The organism is Lacticaseibacillus zhaodongensis, from assembly GCF_009687905.1.
Lineage (GTDB): Bacteria > Bacillota > Bacilli > Lactobacillales > Lactobacillaceae > Lacticaseibacillus > Lacticaseibacillus zhaodongensis.
The window spans coordinates 110,419-135,038 of the sequence record NZ_BLBG01000001.1 but is presented as its reverse complement, the minus strand read 5'-3'; the positions used below and the strand labels follow the sequence as shown (position 1 = coordinate 135,038).

At 54.8% G+C, this 24,620-nt stretch carries 23 protein-coding genes and 1 other annotated feature (1 of these 24 running past the window's edge); of the genes, 6 read left to right on the top strand and 17 right to left on the bottom strand.

What is annotated here, in order from left to right:
* Nucleotides 1–52 (bottom strand) — a binding site (T-box leader) (it extends 188 nt beyond the left edge of the window).
* A gap of 216 nt (nt 53–268) precedes the next feature.
* Nucleotides 269–2,773 carry a glycoside hydrolase family 31 family protein gene (locus GN107_RS00625; protein WP_196246212.1) on the top strand — a complete coding sequence of 835 codons (2,505 nt, stop codon included), beginning with the start codon at nt 269–271 and terminating at the stop codon, nt 2,771–2,773.
* A gap of 83 nt (nt 2,774–2,856) precedes the next feature.
* Here the strand turns inward: GN107_RS00625 and GN107_RS00620 are convergent, their stop codons facing one another.
* Together GN107_RS00620 and GN107_RS00615 are read right to left on the bottom strand one after the other, a co-directional pair.
* Nucleotides 2,857–4,788: an alpha/beta hydrolase family protein gene (locus tag GN107_RS00620; RefSeq protein WP_196246213.1), complete on the bottom strand. Its 1,932-nt coding sequence runs from the start codon at nt 4,786–4,788 to the stop codon at nt 2,857–2,859.
* A 377-nt stretch (nt 4,789–5,165) separates the two neighbouring features.
* Nucleotides 5,166–5,591: a nucleotide pyrophosphohydrolase gene (locus tag GN107_RS00615; RefSeq protein ID WP_155286159.1), complete on the bottom strand. Its 426-nt coding sequence runs from the start codon at nt 5,589–5,591 to the stop codon at nt 5,166–5,168.
* A 431-nt stretch (nt 5,592–6,022) separates the two neighbouring features.
* On the opposite strand from GN107_RS00615, the gene GN107_RS00610 reads away from it, so the two are divergent.
* Nucleotides 6,023–7,126 (top strand): glycosyltransferase, encoded by a 1,104-nt coding sequence (locus GN107_RS00610; RefSeq protein ID WP_155286160.1) that lies wholly within the window; start codon nt 6,023–6,025, stop codon nt 7,124–7,126.
* Nucleotides 7,127–7,237: 111 nt separating this feature from the next.
* Here the strand turns inward: GN107_RS00610 and GN107_RS00605 are convergent, their stop codons facing one another.
* The 6 genes from GN107_RS00605 to murB all read right to left on the bottom strand — a co-directional run bounded on the left by GN107_RS00605 (nt 7,238) and on the right by murB (nt 14,466).
* Nucleotides 7,238–8,311, bottom strand: coding sequence for an ABC transporter substrate-binding protein (locus GN107_RS00605; protein WP_155286161.1), 1,074 nt, complete (start codon nt 8,309–8,311; stop codon nt 7,238–7,240).
* Between the two features lies 1 nt (nt 8,312).
* A complete protein-coding gene (locus tag GN107_RS00600; protein ID WP_155286162.1) occupies nt 8,313–9,113 on the bottom strand; it encodes an ABC transporter permease in 801 nt (266 codons plus the stop codon).
* The gene (locus tag GN107_RS00595) at nt 9,106–9,933 is read right to left on the bottom strand and encodes an ABC transporter permease (RefSeq protein ID WP_155286163.1); all 828 of its coding nucleotides are present in this window, start codon (nt 9,931–9,933) and stop codon (nt 9,106–9,108) included. Before GN107_RS00595 ends, GN107_RS00600 begins: the two co-directional genes overlap by 8 nt.
* A gap of 2 nt (nt 9,934–9,935) precedes the next feature.
* Nucleotides 9,936–11,027 (bottom strand): ABC transporter ATP-binding protein, encoded by a 1,092-nt coding sequence (locus tag GN107_RS00590; protein ID WP_155286164.1) that lies wholly within the window; start codon nt 11,025–11,027, stop codon nt 9,936–9,938.
* Between the two features lie 418 nt (nt 11,028–11,445).
* Nucleotides 11,446–13,551, bottom strand: coding sequence for a cation:proton antiporter (locus GN107_RS00585; protein ID WP_155286165.1), 2,106 nt, complete (start codon nt 13,549–13,551; stop codon nt 11,446–11,448).
* Nucleotides 13,552–13,554: 3 nt separating this feature from the next.
* Nucleotides 13,555–14,466 carry a UDP-N-acetylmuramate dehydrogenase gene (gene murB / locus GN107_RS00580; RefSeq protein WP_155286166.1) on the bottom strand — a complete coding sequence of 304 codons (912 nt, stop codon included), beginning with the start codon at nt 14,464–14,466 and terminating at the stop codon, nt 13,555–13,557.
* Between the two features lie 151 nt (nt 14,467–14,617).
* On the opposite strand from murB, the gene GN107_RS00575 reads away from it, so the two are divergent.
* Together GN107_RS00575 and GN107_RS00570 are read left to right on the top strand one after the other, a co-directional pair.
* Entirely contained in the window at nt 14,618–15,385 is a 768-nt protein-coding gene (locus tag GN107_RS00575; RefSeq protein WP_155286167.1) for an exodeoxyribonuclease III, read from the top strand.
* A gap of 26 nt (nt 15,386–15,411) precedes the next feature.
* Entirely contained in the window at nt 15,412–15,945 is a 534-nt protein-coding gene (locus GN107_RS00570; protein WP_155286168.1) for a 3'-5' exonuclease, read from the top strand.
* 407 nt (nt 15,946–16,352) lie between these two features.
* Here the strand turns inward: GN107_RS00570 and GN107_RS00565 are convergent, their stop codons facing one another.
* The 5 genes from GN107_RS00565 to GN107_RS00545 form a co-directional block, all read right to left on the bottom strand.
* Nucleotides 16,353–16,928 (bottom strand): DUF805 domain-containing protein, encoded by a 576-nt coding sequence (locus GN107_RS00565; RefSeq protein ID WP_196246214.1) that lies wholly within the window; start codon nt 16,926–16,928, stop codon nt 16,353–16,355.
* Nucleotides 16,929–17,053: 125 nt separating this feature from the next.
* Nucleotides 17,054–17,491 carry a DUF805 domain-containing protein gene (locus tag GN107_RS00560; RefSeq protein WP_155286170.1) on the bottom strand — a complete coding sequence of 146 codons (438 nt, stop codon included), beginning with the start codon at nt 17,489–17,491 and terminating at the stop codon, nt 17,054–17,056.
* 161 nt (nt 17,492–17,652) lie between these two features.
* The gene (tsaE, locus tag GN107_RS00555; RefSeq protein ID WP_155286171.1) at nt 17,653–18,129 is read right to left on the bottom strand and encodes a tRNA (adenosine(37)-N6)-threonylcarbamoyltransferase complex ATPase subunit type 1 TsaE; all 477 of its coding nucleotides are present in this window, start codon (nt 18,127–18,129) and stop codon (nt 17,653–17,655) included.
* Nucleotides 18,129–19,100 carry a phosphate acetyltransferase gene (pta, locus tag GN107_RS00550; RefSeq protein WP_155286172.1) on the bottom strand — a complete coding sequence of 324 codons (972 nt, stop codon included), beginning with the start codon at nt 19,098–19,100 and terminating at the stop codon, nt 18,129–18,131. The genes tsaE and pta overlap by 1 nt, the downstream gene beginning before the upstream one ends.
* 94 nt (nt 19,101–19,194) lie before the next feature.
* Nucleotides 19,195–19,884 carry a uracil-DNA glycosylase gene (locus GN107_RS00545; protein WP_155286173.1) on the bottom strand — a complete coding sequence of 230 codons (690 nt, stop codon included), beginning with the start codon at nt 19,882–19,884 and terminating at the stop codon, nt 19,195–19,197.
* 930 nt (nt 19,885–20,814) lie between these two features.
* On the opposite strand from GN107_RS00545, the gene GN107_RS00540 reads away from it, so the two are divergent.
* The gene (locus tag GN107_RS00540) at nt 20,815–21,690 is read left to right on the top strand and encodes a Cof-type HAD-IIB family hydrolase (protein ID WP_155286174.1); all 876 of its coding nucleotides are present in this window, start codon (nt 20,815–20,817) and stop codon (nt 21,688–21,690) included.
* A 31-nt stretch (nt 21,691–21,721) separates the two neighbouring features.
* Entirely contained in the window at nt 21,722–22,210 is a 489-nt protein-coding gene (locus GN107_RS00535) for an LURP-one-related/scramblase family protein (protein WP_155286175.1), read from the top strand.
* Nucleotides 22,211–22,276: 66 nt separating this feature from the next.
* On the opposite strand, the gene GN107_RS00530 is transcribed toward GN107_RS00535, so the two are convergent.
* From GN107_RS00530 to smpB, 4 genes are all read right to left on the bottom strand, one after another.
* The gene (locus GN107_RS00530; RefSeq protein WP_155286176.1) at nt 22,277–22,711 is read right to left on the bottom strand and encodes an ACT domain-containing protein; all 435 of its coding nucleotides are present in this window, start codon (nt 22,709–22,711) and stop codon (nt 22,277–22,279) included.
* Between the two features lie 135 nt (nt 22,712–22,846).
* On the bottom strand, nt 22,847–23,287 hold the full coding sequence (locus GN107_RS00525; RefSeq protein WP_155286177.1) for a GNAT family N-acetyltransferase: 441 nt from the start codon (nt 23,285–23,287) through the stop codon (nt 22,847–22,849).
* Nucleotides 23,284–23,868 (bottom strand): GNAT family N-acetyltransferase, encoded by a 585-nt coding sequence (locus GN107_RS00520; RefSeq protein WP_155286178.1) that lies wholly within the window; start codon nt 23,866–23,868, stop codon nt 23,284–23,286. The genes GN107_RS00525 and GN107_RS00520 overlap by 4 nt, the downstream gene beginning before the upstream one ends.
* A gap of 89 nt (nt 23,869–23,957) precedes the next feature.
* Nucleotides 23,958–24,431 carry an SsrA-binding protein SmpB gene (smpB, locus tag GN107_RS00515; RefSeq protein WP_155286179.1) on the bottom strand — a complete coding sequence of 158 codons (474 nt, stop codon included), beginning with the start codon at nt 24,429–24,431 and terminating at the stop codon, nt 23,958–23,960.
* Nucleotides 24,432–24,620: the final 189 nt, after the last annotated feature.

Below are 24,620 nucleotides of genomic sequence, written 5' to 3'. Positions count from 1 at the left end.
GTGAGCTCTCTGCTGTTGCTAAGCGGCCTACTCATTCCCTCAACCACATACTTATTATTTCTTAGCTCTTAGATTAATGGTTACGTCACAATAAGTCAACATTAATTACTAGGTTTATTTTAATCAGAGGCCGCAGCCAAAAGTTATCTACAGCCAGCAGCCCCGCCCCCATCGGGTTTGGCCGCTGATAAATTAGAAATGTTTGCCAGCAGCTTCTAATTCACAATTAATCTGCGGTATGATTAGGCTAAATTTCGGGAGGTGTCCCATGACTGATAATCCAAACCAGATTCGCAATCTGCACCTAGCTGCCGGACAGGTGTACTTCGACTATAACCAGTGGCATGCACGCATCAGTGGCTGGAGCGACCGTGTCTTCCGGCTGACCGTCACCGCGGCAGAAACCTGGCCAGACCACCCCAGCATCCCCGCCGCCCCCAAAGTGGAAAAACACGCAGATCAGACCGTGGCCAGTGGCGGCAGCGGCCAGGTTTTCCGCGCACCAATCGTGCTGCAAAACCAGGATCACCCACTCACCTTAGCTGCGGACACCGTTCAAATCGGTGCCTACCGCTTGCGGGTGCACGATGGCTTGCTGACGTGCACGCAAGACAAACAGCTGATTTTTGAACAGAGCTTACCGCAGCTAACAGACACTTCTTGGAGCAGCATGGTGCGCGCGACACCAACCAGCTTTTATTATGGTGGCGGCATGCAGCACGGCCCCGTCGCCCTCAACGAAAAGCTGACTGCAATCAAAAATGAGAACCGCTGGACGGATGGCGGCGTGACCAGCCCCGTCCCCTTCTACTGGAGCACCAGCGGCTACGGTATGCTGCAAAACACCTTCACGCCAGGTGAGTATGACTTCAGCACGCCGCACCGCGGGGTCCGCCTGACCCACGAGGATCCGGTGTACGATGCCTACGTGATTTTGGCGGCTGAACCAGCACAAATTTTGCATACTTATCACGAACTGACTGGGCTGCCGGCACTGCCACCGCGCACGGCTTTCTACCCCGCGCACCTGAACGCCTACAACCGTGACTACTGGGTCGAGGTCACGGCGGGCTCCGCGGCCGCGGTGCGCTTTGAAGACGGCAAATACTATAAGGAATACCAGCCAATCAAGAAGGAAACCTTCAACACGGAGTATCGGCCCGGCACGATTACGGTCGGCGGCGTGCAACTCGTCCCGAACGTGTATGGCTCCGGCCACGTTCAGTTTGTGGATGCTGACGGGGCCGGCATGCCCCGCAGCTACCGGCGGGAATCACTGAACGGCCCGGAAAATTACCAGTTCACGGCCCGCGCGGTGGTGGACCGATACCAGCGCAATCAGTTCCCACTGGGCTGGCTCCTGCCGAATGATGGCTATGGGGCTGGTTACGGCCAGAGTGACAGTTTTGCCGGTGACCTCGCCAACCTCGCCGACTTCAGCAAATGGGCCGCCGTCCGCGGCATCACCACCGGCCTCTGGACCCAGCAAAACGTCACGCCCAAGGATCCGCAGCACCCGGAAAAGGGCGAGCGCGACCTGGACGCGGAAATCAAAACGGGCGGCGTCAAGGCATTGAAGACGGACGTCGCCTGGGTTGGTGAAGGTTATACTTTTGGCCTCAACGCAACGGATCAAGCAGCGACTAGCCTCAAGCAGTTCGGGCTCCGGCCGCTGATTATCAGTTTAGATGGCTGGGCCGGCAGCCAGCGCGACGCCATTATCTGGACCGGCGACCAGAGCGGCAGCAACTGGCAGAGTATGGCGACCCACATCGCCAGTTACCTCAGCGCCGGCTTGTCCGGCCTGCCCTACGTTGCCAGCGATGTCGACGGGATCTACGCCGGTAGTGATTACGTCATTCAGACTCGCGACCTGCAGTGGAAAGCCTTCACACCCTTCTTCTTCGCGATGGACGGCTGGGGCGAACGCGCCAAGTGGCTGGGGATGGACGCGCCGGAACCGCTCCATAGCATCAACCGCGCCTACCTGCAATACCACACGACCCTGCTGCCATATCTATACAGTCTGGCGGCAGCGGCACGCAATAGCGGTGCACCGATTATGCGGCCAAGCTGGTGGCGTGACCCCGATGCGTACACCCACGGCAATTCCTTAAACGAGCAGTTCACGCTGGGGGATGCATTCCTGCTTGCGCCAATCATGAACCCCTATGGCCTGCAGCAAGACGGCGGCAGCCTCCGCGACCACGTCTACCTACCGCACGGCGACTGGTACGACTTTTGGACCGGCACCCGCATTAATGGCGGTCAGACCCTGAGTGACCTGCAGACGCCAATCAGCCACCTCCCAATTTTTGTTCGCGCGGGCAGCATTATTCCGCGAACCAATTGGAGTCAGAATCCAAGTGCGTTTACACAAAATCGCGTTATCGACTACTACCCCGGGCCAGCTAGTGCCACCACCCTGTATGAAGATGCGGGCAGCGGGCTGGAATACAGTCAGGGTGCTTGCGCCACGACTCACATTGCGGCTGCCATGAAGAGCGATCAGATCACGATGACAATTGATCCGCGCCAGGGAACCTTTGCCGGGGCCGCTAGCAAAATCACCACCACCATCAACGTCTACTCTTCCGCAAAACCGGTAAGTGTGCAGGTGCTGGTCGATGGTAAAGAGCAAGCGGCGCAGTGGCAATTCGGCCCGGCTGCAGCGGACCCCCTCGCCGAGTACCGCAATTGCCAGCCGCTGCGTATTGATTTTCAAGAAACCAACCCCAACGTGGCCAGTATCACAGTTACAATCAACTACTGAGAATGAACATTAAACGTACGTAAATAATCCCGGTAGCACCACAACGAACAGCGGTGCTACCGGGACTATTTTGTTAACTCTAGCTAAAACCGTGCGAACCAGTCGATGATTGCCTGAATGCGCTGGACCCGCAGCCGCGGGTCACCGCTACGCGACAACTCGTGATTGCTGTGCGGAAAACGCAGAAACTCACAGGTCACGCCGTGTTTCTTGAGGCCGACGTAGAACTCTTCGCCCTGCGAAATCGGGCAGCGCAGGTCTTCCTCACCGTGCATGATTAAGATCGGTGTCACCGCCTGGTCAACGTATGCCAGCGGACTGTACTTCCACAGAGTTGCGGGGTCGGACAGGTCACCCTGGAAGTTGGCCTGCATCTCGCGCGGAGTAAAGGTATGGCCAATGTCACTAGTGCCAAAGAAGCTGACCCAATTCGAAATTGAGCGAGCCGTCACCACGGCCCGGAAACGGTCGGTGTGTGTTTCGACCCAATTGCTCATGAAGCCGCCGTATGAACCACCAGTACAGTACAGCCGCTCGGGGTCAATATCCGGATCCAGCTTCATAGCCGCGTCAACCCCGGCCATGAGGTCCTGATAGTCTTCGCCACCGTAATCCTGCAGCACCGCCGCCTTAAAGTCAGGGCCGTAACTAGCACTGCCGCGCGGATTAACGGCAATCACCCCGTAACCGCGGCTGGCCTGCACTTGCAGCTCGTGGAAGAAGGTGTAGCCATACGCCGCGTGTGGGCCACCGTGAATGTACAGCGTCGCGGCGTGCTTACCGCTTTGGGTCGGCGCGTAGTACCAACCTTGAATGGTCATCGTCCCGCGCTTGTAGCTAAACTCCTGGGGGGCAACGATCCGGTGGTTGCGACTGTAGGTCCGGTTAGGGTCATACAGCGTCGACTCGAGCCCGCGCTCAAAGCTGTAGTAAGCCAGTTGACTCGGGACAGTTGGGGAGCTGACGGTAAAGTAAATCCCGCTCCCGTCCGGCTGAATGCTGAAGTCGGTAATGTGACGCATCCCCGTCAGCAGCGGCGCCAGCTCGGGGCCCTGGTACAGACCCACCGCACCCTTTTGACAGCTGATGGCAAAATACTCCCCACTGGGACCAAACGCCGCAGTCCGCCCGCTTAAATTCTGCTGAGTATCGGCGGCGAGTTCATCGCCGATTTCAAGGTTCTGATCGGTCTGCGCCGAGCTAAAACTACCGCTAGCTAAATTGTAGGTGTATAAATGCTGCGATAGATCGACCGCCGTTGCCTGTGTGGAACCCACCATCAGTAGCTGACTGCCATCGGGACTAAACGCGGCCGCTTTAAAATCACCGCGGGGGGCCTGTGTGGCAATGGTCGTCACGGCACCCGTGCGCACATCCACGAGCAGGTTCTGGCTGGCGATACCACTAACTTCAGGGTCGGCCGCAGCCATACTCAGGGCAACATAATGGTCCTGGTGATCGACTGCATCCAGTGCGAACTCTTCAGACTGGCGGTAAACTTCTAGCGGGGTTTTCCGCTTTAACTCCTGCCGCTGCAGCACATACTGTCCGTTCTCCGGCAGGATGCCCCGCCCGTTTGAATGGTAGTTAAGCCGGGTGATGCGCGTGGCATCCCGATTGGGGTGGCGCTCCGGGCGCTGGGCTTCAACGTAGTAAAGCACGTTGCCATCCGCCCGCCAAGCATATGTATTGATTCCGTACGGTGAACTGGTGAACTGCTGCGCACTGCCACCGGTTACCGGCTGCATGTAAATCTGCGTTTTACCGGCCGCGTCAGGCGCGGTAAAGGCCAGCAAGTGCTGGTTCGGGCTCACCTGGGGGTTGTTATCATGGTCACCGTTCGTGCCAAAACGCAGCCGACGCCGTTTGCCGCGCGCATAAGCGTAAATGGCGCTTAAATATGCATTTTGGTCCTGATCAATGCGGTTCTCGACGTAAAAAACCGTGTCGCCGGCCGCCTGTGGTTTGGACAGCGTTTTGATTTGAAAAATATCTGTTGCCTTAATTGCCTGCATTACATCACACATTCCTTTCTTTACTGCTCAGATTAAGTTCAGATTAAGCTACGCTGAGAAGCTTGTCAACAGTGCCGGGCTATGCAAATTAAAGAGAGTGGACCACAATGCGGTCAGCTCCTGAGCATTAGCAAAAAATCACTGTATTCCCGAACTCCGGGAATACAGTGATTTTCAGGCTAAGCGCAAGGAGGTGCATTGTGGGCCACGTTTCCATGCTGGGAGAGTTGGCGGCTTGCCGCATACTCTCCTACATCCGGAGCGGAGCGGAGGTGGCCGACTCCTCACCACAATTACGAACGGTCAGGAGTCGGCCGGCAGCGATGGTCGACAGTTAATTCAAAGCCACTCGCTGTAACCGGTTCTCTTGGTTTAGCTTATTTATCCTTGTCTTTAGCGTCGACCTTTTCCCCCTGATTGGGTTCAGTTTCTTGCCAGTGCCGCCCCTGATTGATTTCGTGCTTGGCGCGGATCACTTTGAGTGGATCAAGATGCAGGCGGGAACACATGAAGAACGCGTAAATCATCACGTCCGCCAATTCTTCAGCGGCGTGTGCACGCTGAGTATCGTCAATATCGTAACCGTCCTTAGTCCAAGTGAAAATATCGCTCAGTTCACTGGCCTCGACTCCCAGCGCCATCGCCAGGTTCTTAGGCGTGTGGTACGGGGCCCAATGCTTTTCAACGTCGCGAAAGTGTTCGAGGTCATGCATCATCGCCGCGATGGCCGGATCACTGTCTGCATCAATCTGTAGTTTTGCGCCGTGGTCGGCCGCATCGAGCTCGTGGATTTTGCCGTTCATATAATTTACCTCCAAAAGATTATGGCCCCATCATACCACCCTTCGCCCACGCACCGCATTAAGACTCTGCAGCACCAGCCCTGATTGCAAAGAACGCTGTTATCGCTACCATTATTTGCATACAAAACACGAACTTTCGGGCAGAATGTGACAGCTATGCGGAATGTAAAAATATTTTTGCAGTCGCGTAATCCCTTTGCCACCGGTGCTCTGTACACTTTTTAGTACAAAATGCATCTAATTTACATAATGGATGCTTTAGATTTTAACGGTCCAACATGCTACTATTAAATTACAAGTACTTTATTTTGGGGCGTGGTTATCAACATCTATTCAACCCGCAGCCTGATTGGAAGTGGCACTGCTGTCTGAACTGCGGTCTGCTTGCCGGCTTGGTTTCCCGCGGCAACGGACCGAACGGAGGGTACAATATGCGTATTTTGATGACACTTGAAAACTTAAAGGTCGACGGCGTTAAACGGGCGTCGACCGTCGTTGCCAACAGTTTGGCAGAACATAATCCACTCTGGTACTATTCACTAGCCCCGGTTATGGGCACCCCCATTTTCGACATTAAAGCCCCGATTATCACCGCCACCCCGCCGGTCACATCGGGCATCGCGAATTTTTTTGGGACTAAGCCCTACAGTGTTTACCACGACCAAATCCTGGACCTAATTCGCACGGTCAAGCGACTCCGAATCGACGTGGTCATTCTGCCGGGCGGACTATTGACCAGCTTCGCGCCCTTCCTCAAGCGCGCGGTACCGGGCGTCAAACTGATTGGCTGGATGCACAACAACTACGCCACCTATATGAATGACTACTACGGCCAGATGCAGGCGGAGTTCGAAGCGGGGATGAATGCGGTCGATGAACTGGTCGTTTTGACCGACGCGGATCTGAACGCCTATGCCTACTGCAACCCGAACACCCAGAAGCTCTACAACCCAATTACCTTGCAGCCCAAGCACCACAGCAACCTCGATAGCAGAATCATTGCCTTTACCGGCCGCATCGATATTCGGCACAAGGGCGTCGACCTGCTCCTAGAAGCAATTCCAAAACTGCGCTCAAGCTGGCAGGTCGCAATCGCAGGAGCGGGCAAACCCGCTGACCAGCAGTGGTTCGAAGCCCACATTCAAGACCCGGCCGTTAAAGATCGCATCATCTACCGCGGGCCCTTAGACGACGCGGGGCTACACGCCCACTATGAGGCCGCCTCAATGTTCGTTTCAACATCACGTTGGGAAGGTATGCCGTTAGTGATTGGTGAGGCAATGGCTGCGGGACTACCGATAGTGGCCATGGCCAACACGGGCTCAACTGAATTTATCAAGAATGACCAGTACGGCCTGCTGACACCAGCGATGGATGTCAATGCGTTCAGTGCTGGCGTCAACGCGCTGATCGATAATGTTGAACTGCGCGCCTACTACGCCGAACAATCACTCATCCGCGCACAAGACTTCTCCCTGGAAGCCGTCCGCACAGCTTGGGAACGTGAATTATTGCAGATAGCCGCTGTGGCTTGAGCAGAAGCACCGCTTTAACTAGCAATTTGGAGGATAAAATCTTGGATAGCAATAAACAGCGCCGGTGATCTGGACCAAAACCAGATTACCGGCGCTTTGTGTTGCGATTAATTAATGTTTAAACATCTTAAACTCCAGGAACAGATCGTTGTATTTACCCACCACGGTCGGGTCGAGGTTCTCGTAAACCTGCAGGTGCTTCATCGTGGTTTCATTCGGGTAGAACTGCCGGTCGTTACGAATGCTGGCTGGCAACATTTTGCGGGCCGCATCGTTTGGCGTCGCGTAGCCAACGTATTCGGCGTTCTGCGCGGCGTTTTTCGGTTCGGTCATGAAGTTCAGGAAGGCGTAGATGGCATCGAAGTGCTTGGCCGTCCGCGGAATGACCAGGTTGTCGAACCAGAGATTACTCCCCTCACTCGGCACAACGTAGTGTAGGTGCTTGTTTTCCGCAAGCATCTCACTGGCCTCACCGGACCAGTCCACCGCTAGCGGCGCCTCGTTGTTCTCCATGTACATCTTGATTTCATCCGCAACCACGGCCTTCACATTACCCGACATCGCGTCGAGCTTGGCTTTAGCCGCGTCCAGGGTCGGTGCATCGGTCGTGTTCATTGACTTGCCGAGCGAAACGAGGCCCATCCCCATGATGTCCCGGGCGGAATCAATCAACATGATTGAATCCTTGTACTTGGGATTCCAGAGGTCGTCCCAGTGATCGACACTCCCAGGCTTGATGAATTTGTCGTTGTAAATGATCCCCAACGTGCCCCAGAAGTACGGCAGTGAGTACTTGTTACCGGGGTCAAAGGTCTTGTTCATGTAGTAATGGCCGTAATTACCCAGGCCATGCAAGCGCTGTTTATCGAGCGGAATGAGCAGCTTGTCCTGGGCCATCTTTTGCACCATGTACTCAGATGGCACAGTCAGGTCGTAGCTAGTGCCACCTTGCTTGACCTTGGTGTACATGGCTTCGTTACTGTCAAAAGTCTCAACGTTCACGTGGTAACCGCTCTGCTTTTCGAACTTTTTAACCAGGGCGGGGTCGATGTAATCACCCCAGTTGGCCAGGTTCAGCACCTTGCCGCTCGTGGCCCCCTGCGTCGCCGCTAGCTTGTGACTGGCCGCGGCCAAGCCGGTGCAGACCAGCAAAATGAGCAGAATATACGTCAGAATTTTTTTCATCTTAGCGGACCCCCTTCTTGCGCTTGTGGGCGGTCTGCTGCTGCTGGATGAAGTAGTAACCAACCACCAGTACGAGCGCGAAGATGAACATCACGCCGGACAGCGCGTTGATTTCCAGGCTGATGCCCTGCCGCGCCCGCGCGTAGATTTCAACTGACAGGGTCGAGAAGCCGTTCCCGGTGACGAAGTAGGTGACGGCAAAATCATCGAGCGAGTAGGTAAAGGCCATGAAGAAGCCAGAGAAAATCCCGGGCATGATGTACGGCAGCGTTACGTCGCGCAAAACCTGGAAGTCACTGGCCCCGAGGTCACTGGCGGCATCGAGCATGCTACTCGGCAGCTCGCGCAATTTTGGGAGCACCATCAGCACCACGATTGGAATTTCGAAGGCGATGTGACTGAGCAGTACCGACACGAAGCCGAGCGGAATGTTTAACGCAGTGAAGAAAATCAGGAAACTCGCCCCGATGATAACGTCTGGGCTGACCATCAGGATGTTGTTCAGCGAGAGCACCGTGTTCTTGGTCACGCTGCGCCGCGCGCTGTTGATAGCCATCGCCCCGAACGTCCCAATAATGGTCGCGATCAGTGCTGACAACAATGCCAGCAGCAGCGTGTCGAGCACGATTTGGATCATCCGTGGGTCGTTAAACAATTCCCCATAGTGCCGGAAGGTGAAGCCGCTAAAGTGGCTCATGCGGTCGCCATCGCTGAAGGAGAAGCCAACCAGGTAGGCGATTGGTACGTAGAGAATGATAAAGACAAAAATCAGGTAGAGGTGACTCCACTTAAACTTACGCATGGTGTTTGCCTCCCTTCACCCGGCGCTTATTGCGTTCACCGGTCAGGAACATGATGACGAACATGGTCACAATCAGGACAACCCCAATCGTAGACCCCATCCCCCAGTTCATCGTGGTAAGGAAGTGTTCCTCAATCGCGGTCCCGAGAGTGATAACGCGGTTCCCACCGATGAGACGCGTGATCATGAAGAGACTCAGGCTGGGGATAAACACGGCCTGGACCCCACTTTTGACCCCACTCATCGTCAACGGCAAGGTGACGTGGATAAAAGTCTGCCACGGACTGGCGCCAAGGTCGCGGCTGGCGTTGACCAAGCCCTCATCAAGTTCCTCGATCCCGTTAAAAATCGGCAGGATCATGAACGGAATCTCGATGTAGGCGGCCACAAAGATGAAGGCAGCGTCGGTAAACAGCAGTTGCTTCGGCGCGATGCCGAACCAGCCGAGGAAGTTGTTCAGACCCCCGTCCCGGCCAAAGATTCCGATAAAGGCGTAGGCCTTCAGCAGCAAGTTGATCCAGGTCGGCAGAATGATCAGCAGTAGCCATAATTGCTTGTGCTTCATGTAGTGCAGAATGTACGCCGCGGGATAACTAATCAGCAGCGTCACCACCGTGATCACAAAGGCATACCAGACCGAGTTAAAGGTCATGGTGAGGTAAGTCCCGGACTGAAAATAAGTGGCGTAGTTAGCCAGAGTAAATTGATGGTTAATATTAAAGAAACTTTGGTAGACAATGAGCAGCATTGGGGCGATGACAAACAGCAGCAGCCACAAGCCATAAGGAACGTAGAACGCGGTGTTTACTTTTTTGCGCATGACTATTCCCCCTCGTAGCTGTCGAGCCGGGCGTCGAAGTCCTCCTCTGACTCACCGAAACGCATTACGTGCATGTCCTCGGTGTCCCAGTACAGACCCACGAGCGAACCGTCCGCTGGGGCTGGATTAGTCGAATGAATCAGCCACTCGTTGTGCCCGTCATCATAAGCGACAATTTCGTAAAAGTCCCCACGGAAAAGCTGCGTGTCGATTGAAACCGTCACTTTGGCCTTCTCGGCGCTGGTGATGTCCAGATCTTCGGGCCGCAGCACGACTTCGACCGGTTCGTTGGGCCGCATGCCGGCATCGGCACAGTCAAAGACCTTCCCGTTGAATTTAACCTTGTAGTCGGCAACCATCCGGCCAGAAACAATATTACTTTCGCCAATAAAGTCGGCAACAAAATGGTTGATCGGCTCGTCATAGATATCCACGGGGGTCCCACTTTGCTGGACCTTCCCGTCGTTCATGACAAAAATTTCGTCTGAAAGCGCTAGTGCTTCTTCCTGGTCGTGCGTGACGAACAGGAAGGTGATTCCGAGCCGCTGCTGCAGTTCACGCAGTTCGTACTGCATGTCTTTGCGCAGCTTTGCGTCCAGCGCGGACAGCGGTTCATCCAGCAGTAGTACTTTGGGTTCGAGCACAATGGCCCGCGCGATGGCGACCCGCTGCTGCTGGCCCCCAGATAATTCGCTGATCTGCCGGTCGATCAGGTTGTCCAGCCGCACCATTTTGAGCGCGTCCAGCACCCGCTTTTCGACACTAGCCTTGTCCACTTTGCGGATCCGCAAACCGTACGCAACGTTCTCAAACACATCCATGTGCGGGAACAGTGCGTAGTCCTGAAAGACGGTATTGACCTGACGGAGATTGGCCGGGATGTCGTTGACGCGCTTACCGGCGATGTAAATATCGCCAGCAGTGACGTTCAGGAAACCCGCAATTGCCCGCAGGATGGTGGTTTTGCCACTACCTGAGGGCCCCAGTAAGGTGTAGAACTTCCCCTCTTCAAGTGTGATATTGATGTCTCGCAATACGGTTGTGTCCCCGTAATTCTTATCGACATGTTTTAATTCAACAATTGCTGCGCCCAATTCTTCCGCCTCCTCATTGTTTTCGCCGCCCGCTTAGGCCCAGATAGCCCCAAACAGCGAAAAAACCGCTTGAAACCAAGCGGTCCAGCACAAATTATATCCAATTCTGGCTGTGAATACTAGTTTACTAATGGGGCGGGATAGACAAATGCAGCTCCATGAAGAGTAACTTCGAATTTAATATCGGCCATCGATGTCGGCCAACTCCTGACCAATCTTAATTATGGTGAGGAGTCGGCCACCTCCGTTCCGCTCCGGATGTAGGAGAGTATGCGGCAAGCCGCCAACTCTCCCAGCATGGAAACGTGGCCCACAATGCAGCTCCTTCCGCTTAGCCAAAGTACCACCTAATCCCAAAGTGCGGGACTAGGTGGTGCTTTTTCTAATGCTCAGGAGCTAAACGCATTGTGGGCAACTCTTATTCATCTTCATCCGCCGCCCGCAAGCTGACGGCATTTTCACTGTAGGAAATGTTCGAGGATAGGTGTTGCGCGGTGATTGGCGTGATGTAGCCGTCCTCCATCAACTGGTGGACGGCGGCGCGCTCTGCCGTGAAGGCAATCATCCGCAGCCGTTGTAGTTCCGTGTCGTAATGGGCGTGCTTGGTCTTGCCGTAAACGCGCACCGTTTCGATCCGGTTCCGATAGTGCACGAACTGGGTGTACACCACCTGCTTGCTAAACTTGCGGTGCTTGTAGTCGGGGCTCTTGAGGGTCACCGTCATGTTGTGCAGTGCCCCCTTGGCGGTGTTCTGGAGCACCTGGCGATACTCCGCGCTGCCGCCCATCCTGTGAAAGACCTGGAGAAAATCGAGGGTGTGGCGGATGCGGCCCCGCAATTGTTGCCAGTGCATCCGCACGGTCCGTTTACCGTCGTGACCCTGCATGTACTGCAAGTCGTGGAGCTTGAGGCGAAGACGCTTCTCAGTGTGATCCAGCATTTTGGTACTGATCTTGCCGTCTTGCCGCATTTTGGCGACAGCTTGCAACTCGCCCTGCGTGCCCATGATTTTCATTTCGAGTTCATCGCGCACCATCAGCGGGATCCCGCTGTGGCCACTGTCCGCGCTGAGCCGGACCCGGCGCTGGCGCCGCTGGTACTCGGCAATGAGGTCAAAGGCGGGCTTTTGCATGTCGTCACGCCGCTGCGCGCGAATCTCCTTGATGGCGGCCTGCAGCACGTAGGACTCAGCCTCGGCCCGGGTCAGCTTCCGCGGCGCGGTGTTACTGTCATCTTCAGGCTTGGTGTCGGTATCGGTCTCGGGCACTGCAATCGGCGTCTGGTGCGGCAACAACTGCACCAGCAGTGGCAATGCCATGGTGGCGACAATCAAACTAGTCAGCGTCACCCCCGCCGCAATGAACAGCATCAGCGAGCGCTCCGGAAAGGCGGTGCCGTTGATCATCTCGTAAGGCAGCCCCAGCACCCCGATAACGGTAATGGCCCCCCGCGCGCCCGCAACCGCGGACAAAAGGGCGGAAATTGGCCGCGCCTTTTTGCCGCGCCGGTGCGCGCTAAAGGAGTCGTTGAAGAAAATCCACACGAAGCGCAGCAGGAGCAGCGCCGCGTACACAATCAGCACGTACATGATGGCCTGCAGGGTCCCAACGTCGTTATCAACAATCGTCCCACGCATGGCCACCGGTAGCTCCAAACCGAGGAGCACAAAAATCAGCCCGTTCAGCACGTACACCACGATGTCCCAAACGTGGGCGCTGACTAACCGTAGCTGCGGCAAAGCACTCATGAACACGTTGGTGCGCGAGTTGCTGAGCAAACCCGCCACAACCACGGCAATCACGCCGGACGCGTGAAAAACCTCCTCAGCAACTAGGTAAATGACGAAGGGAGTGATCAGTTGCAAAACTGTGTGCACGACCGTGTCGCCAATGCCCTGGCTAAACAAAATTTTGCGCAGCCAGTTGATAAGCAGCATGAGAACAGCCCCGACAATCACGCCGACGATACTAATGTACAGAAAGTCGCCGGCAGCCTGACTGAACACAAAAGTTCCGGACAGTGCCGCCGCGATCCCGTATTTGAAGCCGATCAGCCCGCTGGCATCGTTAATCAGGCTCTCCCCCGCCACCAGGTGCAAGACCCGGTTCGGCAGGTGCACCCGCTTCGCAATCCCTTCGACCGCAATCGGATCAGTTGGGGCGAGGATGGCACCCAAGGCAACGGCCGCGGCAAAGGGAATGTGCGGCACGAGCGCGTGGATCAGGAAACCACCAAAGAACATCGTCGCAAACACCAGGAAGACGGCGTTGCTAACGATTTGCCCCCGCAGTGCCCAGAGCGCCCGGCGGGGAAAGTGGCGGCCGTCGTTGTACAGCAAGGGCGCGATGAACAGCAACATGAACCAGTCAGTGGCGACCGGCACCGTAATTTTGACGGTGAGCGCGAGGAGCAGACCCAAGGCAATTTGAATCAGTGCGTCCGGCACCATCGGGATAAAGTGACCGATCACGTTCCCAAGCAGCACGAAACACACCAGTAAAACTGTTCCCTGGATTAATGCCATCCGCTACCTCGCTTTCTTAGGTTCATCCCCAATGATCCGGACTTCCGGCTCCAGATCAACGTCAAACTTGGCCTTCACGTGCTTTTGGACGTAGTGGATCATGTCCATGTAGTCAGTGGCCGTGGCGTGGTTAATGTTGACGATGAACCCCGCGTGCTTCTTCGAAATCTGCGCGCCGCCAATGATGTGGCCCTGCAGACCGGCCTCCTGAATCATCGGCCCCACAAAGTGCCCGACTGGCCGCTTGAACACACTCCCGCAAGATGGATATTCGAGCGGCTGCTTAGCTGCGCGCAGCTCGTTCAGGTGATCCATCTCACTGCGAATACTGTTCTTATCGCCAGGTTTGAGGTCAAAAGTGGCCCCCAGCACGATTTCGTCCGTTTCCTGCACAACCGAGTGCCGGTACGCAAAATGCATCTCGCTGCCATGATAGCTGTGCAGTTCGCCGGCCCGGCTGATGACATCAATGCCACTAATGCAGTCCTTGATCTCACCACCATAAGCGCCCGCGTTCATGAACACGGCCCCACCGACGGAACCGGGAATCCCGGCCGCAAATTCCAGCCCGGACAAGCCAGCCGCAGCGGCGGTGTCGGCGGTGTCAATGATGCGTGCGCCCGCAGCCGCCCTGACCTGAGTGCCTTTGATTTCAATATTCTTCATGTGGGTCAAAATGATCACGAGGCCCTTGATACCGCCATCCTTAACGATCAAGTTGCTGGCATTACCGATTACGGTCAGCGGAACATCATTCTCGTTCGCGTAATCAACAAAAGTCTGCACCTGCGCAACTGACTCTGGGAAGCCGAGCATGTCCGCTGGCCCCCCAGTTTTTGTAAATGTGTAATTTGATAGGGGTTCGTTTTTAAGTACGGGCAAGCCCGCAACAGTATCCGTTTTAGCTAGCACCATATCACGTCCATTTCTTTATCAATTCAGATACTATATTTTAACACATGCGTTCGCCTTCGCTTGCCCGCTAATGTACAATTAGGAAGTGAATGCGGACGATGTGGCATAATTGTCACCACCATTTGGCCGCAACGATAAGGAGCTGAGAATCTTGAAATTTATTTCATGGAACGTTAACGGTTTACGCGCAATCGTGAAGAAGCCCGACTTTGCGGCAGCCTTCAAGGAGCTCGATGCCGACTGGTTCTGCCTGCAAGAAACCAAGATGCAGGAAGGCCAGCTCACGCTCGACCTACCCGGTTACCACCAGTACTTCAACTACGCGGAGCGTAAGGGTTACTCTGGCACCGCCATTTTCACCAAACACGAGCCGGAGAGCGTCCACTACGGCATCGATGTGCCCGAATACGACACTGAAGGCCGGGTCATCACACTTGAATACCCGAAATTTTACCTAATTACAGTGTACGTGCCGAACTCCGGTAGTGAACTCAAGCGGCTGGACTTCCGCCAAGGCTTCGATAAAGCCTTCCGCGGCTACACCAGCAAGCTGGCGGAAACTAAGCCGGTTATCTACTGCGGCGATCTGAACGTTGCCCACAAGGAAATCGACCTGAAGAACCCCAAGACCAACCACCACAACGCCGGGTTCACCGATGAAGAGCGTCAGGACTTCACAGCCCAGCTCGACGCCGGATTCACCGACACCTTCCGCCACTTTTACCCCGACCAGGCCGGAATCTATTCCTGGTGGAGCTACCGTGGTGCCGCCCGCTCCCGCAACGCCGGGTGGAGAATTGACTACTTTGTCAGCAGCAAAGCCCTCGACGGCAAGCTAGAGGACGCCAAAATCCACAACGAGATTCTGGGTTCCGACCACTGTCCCGTTGAACTGACCACCAAGGACCTGCTTGCCTAACGCAGCCTGAGAACGAGGAGATAGCAATGAACTTTATCGCCATGGATTACGAAACCGCCGCTGGTCAGCGGGCCTCCGCCTGCTCGGTCGCTATTGTTGTAGTCCGCAGCAGCAAGGTCGTGGACTCGTTCTACAGCCTAATCAACCCCGAGGTGCCGTTCAGTCCTTACAACACGCGCATTCACCACATCACCGCGGACATGGTGCAGGGCGCCCCAACTTGGCCGCAGCTGTGGCCGCACATCCAGACCTTCTTCACCCGCCAGCAACTGGTCGCGGCTCACAACGCACCGTTTGACGTGTCGGTGGTGCGCAAAAGTCTGGAGCGCTACCACATGCCGGTGCCAACTTTCCAGTACATCGACACGGTTAAGACCTCTAAGCAATTCTATCCACAACTGATCAACCACAAGCTGGACACGGTCAGCGACGCCCTGCACATCACCTTGAACAATCACCACAACGCCCTCGCCGATTCCTACGCCTGTGCGCGCATTCTGATTGAAGAGGAGCAGCAGTTCAGCGCCGAGCGGCTGAAGCCGTTTATTAAGTTAGCATAGAGTGCTCCACAATGCGTTTAGCTCATGAGCATTAGCATAAAAAAGCCAATTTCCGCACTTGGGAGTTGGCTTTTTTGGGCTAAGCGGAGCCACTTCCACTTGGGCGAATTTCGCCCTTAGTGGAATGGACAACGGAGTATGATCTGCATTGTGGAGCACGTTTCCATGCTGGGAGAGTTGGCGGCTTGCCGCATACTCTCCTACATCCGGAGCGTAGCGGAGGTGGCCGACTCCTCACCTCAGTTAAGATTGGTCAGGAGTCGCCACTTCCACTAGCGCAGCTTGCTGCCCGTAGTGGAATGGACAGTGAAACGGCCGGCCGCGATGCTCGGTATTAATTACAAAGCTGATGAGCAAACGCCCCGCGCAGTCTATAACCGCACGGGGCGTTACTTATATAATTTTGCCTACCAGTTCATTTGGTCATCTTGCGGGTGCGGATTACCGGCAACGAACTTGCTCGGCCGTAGCAACACGACCAGATTGAAAATCTCACAAGCAATGATTGTCACGAAACTTAAGATTGCGAGCACGCTGCCCCCGAAACTGGACGTCAGCGCGGCAATGAAAAAGTTGTGGCTGACCTCGTGCGTCAGTGCCTGCCGTCCCTGGAACATGTTGCCAATGCTAGTGATCTGCCCGAGGACGTAAGGCAAGCCGTAAGTCAGAATCACCAGCAGGGGGTTAAAGCCAGCATCACGGTAGCGGCGCACCGCCAGACTGATGCGCGGGATCAGGGTCCCCAGACTGTAAATGACCAGCAGTAGCAGAATTGGGAGCAACCAGATGAACCGGCCCATTTCCTGACTACTAATGGCGCTAATGAACACCAGAACGGCGCCGCCGATGAAAATCGTGCTGATAATCAGATTCCAAAGAACGACCCACCAATACTCCGCACGCGTACTCCGGCCCTCAAAATTAACGTAGTTTTTGAAAAACAGCTTAAATGCTTCTAAAAAACCAACTCGCTTCTGTTCCATCGTAATTTCCTCCATCAACCCACCGGTAGCCCCTTCTACCGGCCACAAGTCTCACAGCTTGGCATAAGTATAGCAAAATCTCGGCGCCACCGCCGAGATTTTGTTCATCCTGATAAACAATCTGCTTAGAAGAAAGAGTAATTTGGTTTGCTCGGCAAGGTGCACAGAATCAGGTTCACCACCAGCAGAGCGGCGGCACTAATGTTGACCCACTGCACACCCGTCTCCGCCACGATCATGATCAGCGGCAGGAACACTGTCAGCAGCAGTAACCACGGGTTGAGCCCCGCGTCCCGGTAGCGGCGCACGTGCAGGCTCGCATATGGGACCGCCAAGATCGCGGCGGTGAAAAACATCGCTAAGAAGATAACATCCGCCGCAAAAATCGCGGTCACCGTTAACGCGGCCCCCCGCGTGCGCAGCCAGAGCGTAAAGCCACCGGTGATAATAGCCAGCACGAGCATCGCCCACCAGTACGCGCTCCGCCCACTGCGGCCATCGAAATCCACGTACCGCAGCGTCAGCCGCCGCAGCGCCTTGCCTGGACCCATCAATTCGGTCATGTTATCAGCTCCTTATCCTTTGTCCTGTCTGCACTGCCTCCTACTTGTTAACTATATTATAGCAGGATAATGTAATCGCTTACAAGCTACCGGAAAGATTTTGTCCTGAGCGCAAATAGGCCCCGAATCCAGTCAGATTCAGGGCCTATTGCCGTTTTAGTTTAAGCTGTTAATTGTTCGATCTGTTGCTGCAGCTGCGCACTGCGCTTACCAACGGCATCTGTTGTTAGGACCCGCCGGTTGTCATCGTCATCATCCTTGAAGAAGTGGATGGTCAGGGCGTCAACCGGAGCACTAACGCCGAGAAAGTCAGGCCACTCCACGACGCTGACCCCATCGCCTTCGAAGTACTCCTCAAGGCCAAGGTCACCGGCACCGCCATTTTCAAGCCGGTATAGATCCATGTGGTAGAGCGGAATGCGGCCCTGGGGATACTCGTGAATGATGGTGAAGGTCGGACTCTTGATCGGCTCGTCGGTAATGCCGAGCGCAGTCCCTAGAGCCCGCGTGAAGCTGGTTTTGCCCGCACCGAGGTCACCGTCAAGCAACAGCACGTCCCCCGCCTGCAGTAGGGGGGCAATCTGCTTGGCAAAATTTTGCAACTGCACTTCGTTTGCAAACGCCCACTTCTTAGCCATTATGCAAGAACCTGGGTCGCCGTCACCAGGGCGGTCTGGTAGACGTCATCAGTTGAGGCACCACGAGACAAGTCGGAAACCGGCTTGTTCAGCCCCTGCAGGATCGGGCCGACCGCCGTGAAGCCGCCGAGCCGCTGGGCAATTTTGTAGCCAATGTTCCCAGACTGCAGTTCAGGGAAGACGAACACGGTGGCGTGCCCGGCAACCTTGGAACCCGGCGCCTTCTGTGCACCCACGCTAGGCACGAAGGCGGCGTCGAATTGCAACTCACCGTCGATCGGCACGTCTGGCGCCAGCTTCTGGGCCTTGGCCGTTGCGTCCTGTACCTTCGTTACCATGTCGCCAGCCGCGGATCCCTTCGTGGAGAATGACAGCATTGCCACGCGGGGGTCGATGCCGAACGCCTTGGCGGTCGCCGCAGACTCGACGGCGATTTCAGCCAGTTCGTCCGCGTTCGGATCAATGTTGATCGCGGTGTCGGCGAAGAGGTAACGTTCATCCCCGCGCTGCATGATGAAGGCCCCACTCGTGCGCGAAATACCAGGCTTGGTCTTGATGATCTGCAGGGCTGGGCGCACGGTGTCGGCAGTTGAGTGCACGGCGCCGGAAACTAAGCCATCAACCTCACCCGTGTAGACAAGCATGGTCGCAAAGTAGGTGGCGTTCTTGACAGTGGCCAGCGCCTTTTCGTGCGTGGTCTTACCCTTGCGCCGCTCTTCAAAAGCCGCAACCAGCTTGTCATAACTGGCATCATTTTCTGGGTCACGCACGGTCAACTTGCTGATGTCAAAACCGTTGTCCTTAGCGACGGCCGCAACATCGTCGGCTTTGCCCAAAACGGTGGCGTTCAGAACACCATTGTTCTGCAGTTTAGCCGCGGCACCCAAAATGCGGGGCTCAGTACCTTCAGGAAAGACAATGGAAACACCTTTCCCCTTAACGTTTTGTTCGAGAGTTGTAAAAAGATCCACGATTTCCTCCTTGGCCGCCGGTGTTAACGGCGGCGTGCCAACACAATTATCAGTTTCTATTCTAGCAAGAATATTTCCCGGGTAACAGTCAGACCTAGTTTAACGGAGCAACGGTCGTCGGCAACTGCCAGTTAATCGGCTGTTCACCCATCCGCTGCAATTCCGCATTCGTCCGCGAAAACGGCTTGCTTCCGAAGAAGCCCCGGTACGCGGAGAGCGGGCTCGGGTGCGCCGACGCAATGACCGCATTCTTGGTTTCGTCGATAAACTCACGCTTGTTCTGCGCAGCGCGCCCCCATAGGATGAAGACGACGCCACCACGCGCCGAGAGCGCCTTGATGGCCGCATCGGTGACTTCCTCCCAGCCTTGGCCGCGATGCGAGTACGCGGCGCCACGGCGCACCGTGAGCACCGAGTTGAGTAGCAAGACGCCCTGCTCCGCCCAAGCCTTCAAGTAGCCGTGCTGCACGGGCGTAATGCCCAAGTCATCCTGCAGCTCCTTGTAGATGTTAATCAGTGATGGTGGCAGCTGCACCCCTGGCGCAACAGCAAAACTAGCCCCGACCGCCTGCCCCGGTTCGTGGTAAGGGTCCTGACCGAGAATCACGACTTTGCAGTTTGCAAAACTGCACCACTCAAAAGCTTGGAAGATGTGGTACATATCCGGGTAGATTGTTTTGCTGGAATACTCAGCCTTCAGAAAGTTATGCAACTGGGCATATGTTGGGCTGGCAAATACGGGTGCGAGTATGTCTTGCCAATCATTACTAATTAAGGTCTTCATAGCGATTCCTCCGCCTACTAGTCTACTCAACAGACCCGCTAAATTCTAGTCGTCAGGCTGTTTAAGGCCAAAATGCGGGGTTGGAACTTGAATGCCGGGCTGGCGGGGTACTCACTCCCACTGCGGCACAACGGGTAGCCATGCACAGGGTCGGGTTCAAGCCTTGCCGAAGCCCACGCCAAGTCTTGACCCTAAACTACGAGCCCGCCATCTTAAACTTATTTCCACGAGCACTAACCTTCCGCACGGAAATTTTACTAGCGGTCTCTCCGTTTCCCCCAGATATTGGCGGCAATATCTGCGATGGCATGGCTACCCGTTGTACCTCCGCTCCGTGAATACCCCGCCAGCCCTACGTTTGAGTACCCAGACTACTGACCGGATTCCAAACATTGGCAAGGCATTTGCTGAACATATAACGTTTACCGTTTAGAAACAAGTTATCAAAAGACACCAGTTGAGGTAACTGTTACTAATAATTGCAGTCGGTAAATTGGAAGCCAACATAGGGGCGCGGAAACTTTCGCGTAACGTAGCTGGGCTGGTAATGCATGCCATCGCGATTATTAGCGGCGATACACTGCGCTTTTTGCAGAGGATTGCCGCTAATAATCGGAGAGAACGGAAAGACCGCCATGCTGATTGAAAAGTTAATGACAGGTTATCGGCAGGGTGGACGCGTGCAAGCGGGCTTGTAGTTCAGGGGCGAGACTTGGCACGCTTTTCACCAAGGCTCGAACCCGGCCCTGCGCATGCAATTACCAGCCCAGCGCAGTGGAGCAAAAGTTTCCGTGGCCCGGGCTGCAGTGAGCGCCCCGCCAGACCGGCAGCCTCAATCTATAAGAGTAGATTTTGCCCGCCCACAGGAGATTTCTTTCAGTGAAAGCGACTTCATGTTAAAATGTAAGCAAACGAATGGAGGAGACGCACATGATTAAACTAATTGCTTCCGATATGGACGGCACCTTGCTCAACGACAAGATGCAGGTCTCAGACGAAAACGCCGCGGCAATTCGCCAGGCCGGTGAAAGTGGCATCGAGTTTGTTGTTGCCACCGGCCGCGGCCTCAGCGAAGCGAAACCACTGCTGGCTGATCAGAAACTGACTCCGGCATTCATCACCCTGAACGGGGCAATGGTCTACGACGAACAGGGTAACCTGGCCGTCTCCATCCCCATTGACGATGACATGACCAGCTACTCCATGCGCTTGCTTGACGAACGGGACCTCTACTACGAACTCGTCACCAACCACGGGATTTTCTCTAACAGCCGCGTGCGCCGGATTCAAAATGTTGCCGATCTGCTAGTGAACCTCAACCCCGACACGAACTACAAGCTGGCTGTGGCTCTCGCCTCCGCCCGTCTGGAAATCATGAACATCAATTACGTTGATGATTACACGGATGTCGTCAGCAACCCCGAGCTCCACGTCATGAAAATCATCGCCTTTAACACGGCCGATCCGACCGCACTGACGGAACCCAAACAATTGTTGCTAAAAACTGCTAAACTGATGGTAACGAGTTCTTCACGTAACAACATCGAAATCAACAATATCCAGGCACAAAAGGGTATTGCCCTCGCTAAGTATGCCAAGCAAAAGGGTTACGGGATGGAATCGGTAATGGCAATCGGCGATAACTTCAACGATGAATCCATGATTCGCGACGCTAAGTACAGCGTAGCAATGGGTAACGCTGTGCAGCCAATCAAGGACCTCGCGTGGTTCGAAACTGCAACCAACACTAACCACGGGGTCGCGCTCGCAATCTTGAAGGCACTTGAAGTCAACCGCGGTAAATAAGGATTAACTTAACAAATTGAGGTGATTACTGGTGGAATTATATTGGGAAACTGATCCCCTACATGCTGGCAGGATGACACCGGTCACTGATAAGAAAAACAGCACCCGCTACCTGCTCCGCCGTAGTTTTAGCAACCCGATCGACTTTAAACTCATGAACTCTGACGCCCACCTGCTCGGCTCGATTAAAAACAGCCGGGAAGCCAGCGACCGTTTTGAGCTCGAACTTAACGGTCATGACCGTTATACGATGATCCGCTTGACGGGCTCCACGCATCCTGTTTACATTTTGCGGGGCAGCAACTGGCTGATCACCGGGAACCTGAGTAGCAACCGCTACACTGCCTATCACGTCTTCGAAGCGATTTTCTCGATGGACATGCTCGCTGGCGGTGCGAGTCTGCGCCTGTGGACCAGCAATCCGGATAACAATCCTTACTGCGTACTTCTGGCCAGCGCCTTGGACCAGATCCGCACGGCAACGATTCGGAAACAGACGCCACTGAGTTATTCATTTTAAGGTCTGCGGATACAAATAAGCGCCAAGCCTGAAAGTTCAAGCTTGGCGCTATTTTTGTGCACAATTTTATTCAACGGAAACCAGTTGCACCGCACTGACGCCCCGCAAGCTGCGCAGACCATCATTCAGCTCATCCAATGTTTCCACCATGTTGCTGATGTCGAGGGAGAAAACCACACTCGCCCAGTTGTGAATCGGAATGTTCTGGTTAATGGTCAGAATGCTGGCTTCGGCCTTGGAGACCCGGGCCAAAACCTCAGACAGGATGCCGCGCTCGTGGTGCAGCATCAATGAGATGACAGCCTTCCGGTTATCCATTTCCTGACTCGGCCGGAAAACGACGTCCTTGTACTTGTAATAAGTGCCGCGGCTGATTCCGACCCGCTTGACGGCCTCACTTACTTGGTGAACCTCCCCATTTTCAAGCAGTGTCCGTGCCTCAATGACCTTCTCAACCACTTCTGGGAGGATTGACTTATCAACAATGTAATACTTGTCCATGCTTGCTTTTTCCCCATATTCTCTCAAAATATCCCGATTGTGACCGCAAAATCCCCAGTCACTGTAAATCTGTCTGTGCTGATTATACTACAAGTACGCCTGTTCATCAGCTGTGAACAGAAATTATTCAATAAATCACAGCTGGCGGACAAGGGTGCGGCAGGCGACCCCGTCTTCTAGGTAGACCGGGGAAGCGTTACGGTAACCTAAGCGCGTGTAAAAAGAAACGGCCGTCAGCTCCGCATGAATGCTCAGGTTCTTGATGTGCAGCGACTGCGCGTGGCGTTCAAGAGCCGCGATAATTTGACTGCCTAAATGTTGACCGCGGTAGTCCGCCAAGGTGGCAATCCGGGTCAAGCGCCCGGCATCCTCACCCTCGCGCAGGAAGCGACCGCAGGCAATGGGCCGCTGATCTTCATAGATAACGGCGTACGTGACCCCTTTTTCATCGTTGGCATCGAATTCATCTTGCAGCGCGATGCCCCGCTCGATTACGAACACGTTCATCCGCACCCAGATGCTTGCGGCGCGTTGCCAAGGCTGCCCGCCGATCACTAATTCGCGTTTCGCTGTCATTTTGCTACCTCCACACCGGTTGACTTGCTCATGTGCCGATACATATGTGTAAACAAGCGCACCTGGCCGTCTTCAACAAAACCTAAGCGCGAGTATAACGCCTGCGCCTTGGGATTAACCAAATCACAAAGGAGCCCGACCCGGGTATCTCCGGCCTGACCGCGGCGCACGATTGCATCCTGCAGCAGTTTAGTACCAATTCCGCGGCCCCGCGCACTGGCTTTTACCGCCAGCAGGTCCAAATACCACTCACCAGGAAAACTCTCGTGGTCCGGAAACAGATCCCGGCCGTCGGTAATGCCCACCTGCGGCAAGAACGGGGCAAAAGCATCATCAATGTGGTCCTCGGCTTCCGCGGGGTAACCCACGCAAACACCGAGCAGTTCCCCATCCTGTTCCGCCACAACCGTGTGCGCGTAGCTGTAACGGTACGCGGGCACTTTGAAAGCTTCCGCAAATACTTTGTCGACCTCCGCGGTAGGCATGGCCATAATTTCGGGAATCTCCATTTCGTCAAACACAATTTTGATTAGTGGTGCCGCCTGGACACCATCACTTGCTACGGCAGGTCGAATATTCACTATACTTCTCCTTTAAGTGCGGGCGCCAAAAATGACCACCCAATATGTAAAACAGTGGCCGTGAAATCAATCTCACGGCCACCATTACTTTAACGATTTTTCAGTACACGCTGCATTTCCCGGTCCTGATCACGCCGCTTCAGGGTCTCACGCTTATCATAATCGTGTTTCCCAACGGCAACGCCAATCAGCACTTTAGCGTACCCATGTTTCAGGTAAGCTTTAAGCGGCACAATGGTCGTTCCCTTACCCGCCGTTGCTTTCATCAGCTTGGCAATCTCCTTCTTGTGGAGAAGTAGTTTGCGGCTGCGTAGCGGGTCCGGATTAAACTGATTACCCTCGGTGTACGCGGCAACATGCACGTTTTCAAGCCAGACCTCGCCGTTCTTGACCCTTGCGAAGCCATCCTTGAGCGATATTTTGCCCGCCCGTACCGACTTGATTTCAGTACCCGTCAGAACCAAACCGGCTTCGTAGGTTTCCTGAATGTTGAAATCGTGTCGGGCTTTTTTGTTCTGGGCGAGCAGGTTGTCTGGTTTTGGACTTTGCTTCTTCTTAGCCATAATTCCTGCCTCCCGATGTTCTTTTGGACCAGTGTAGAGACACAGGCATGCTAAAACGTTTCAGTTCTAGCAGCTAGTGACTAGTCGAGCTACGCCAAGCAGCTTTTAAACTTTTGCAGTTTACTGCCATTAGTTTAAAGGACAGCGTAGCGAAGGTTGCGGTTAACCTGCTTCGGATTAAATGCCCAA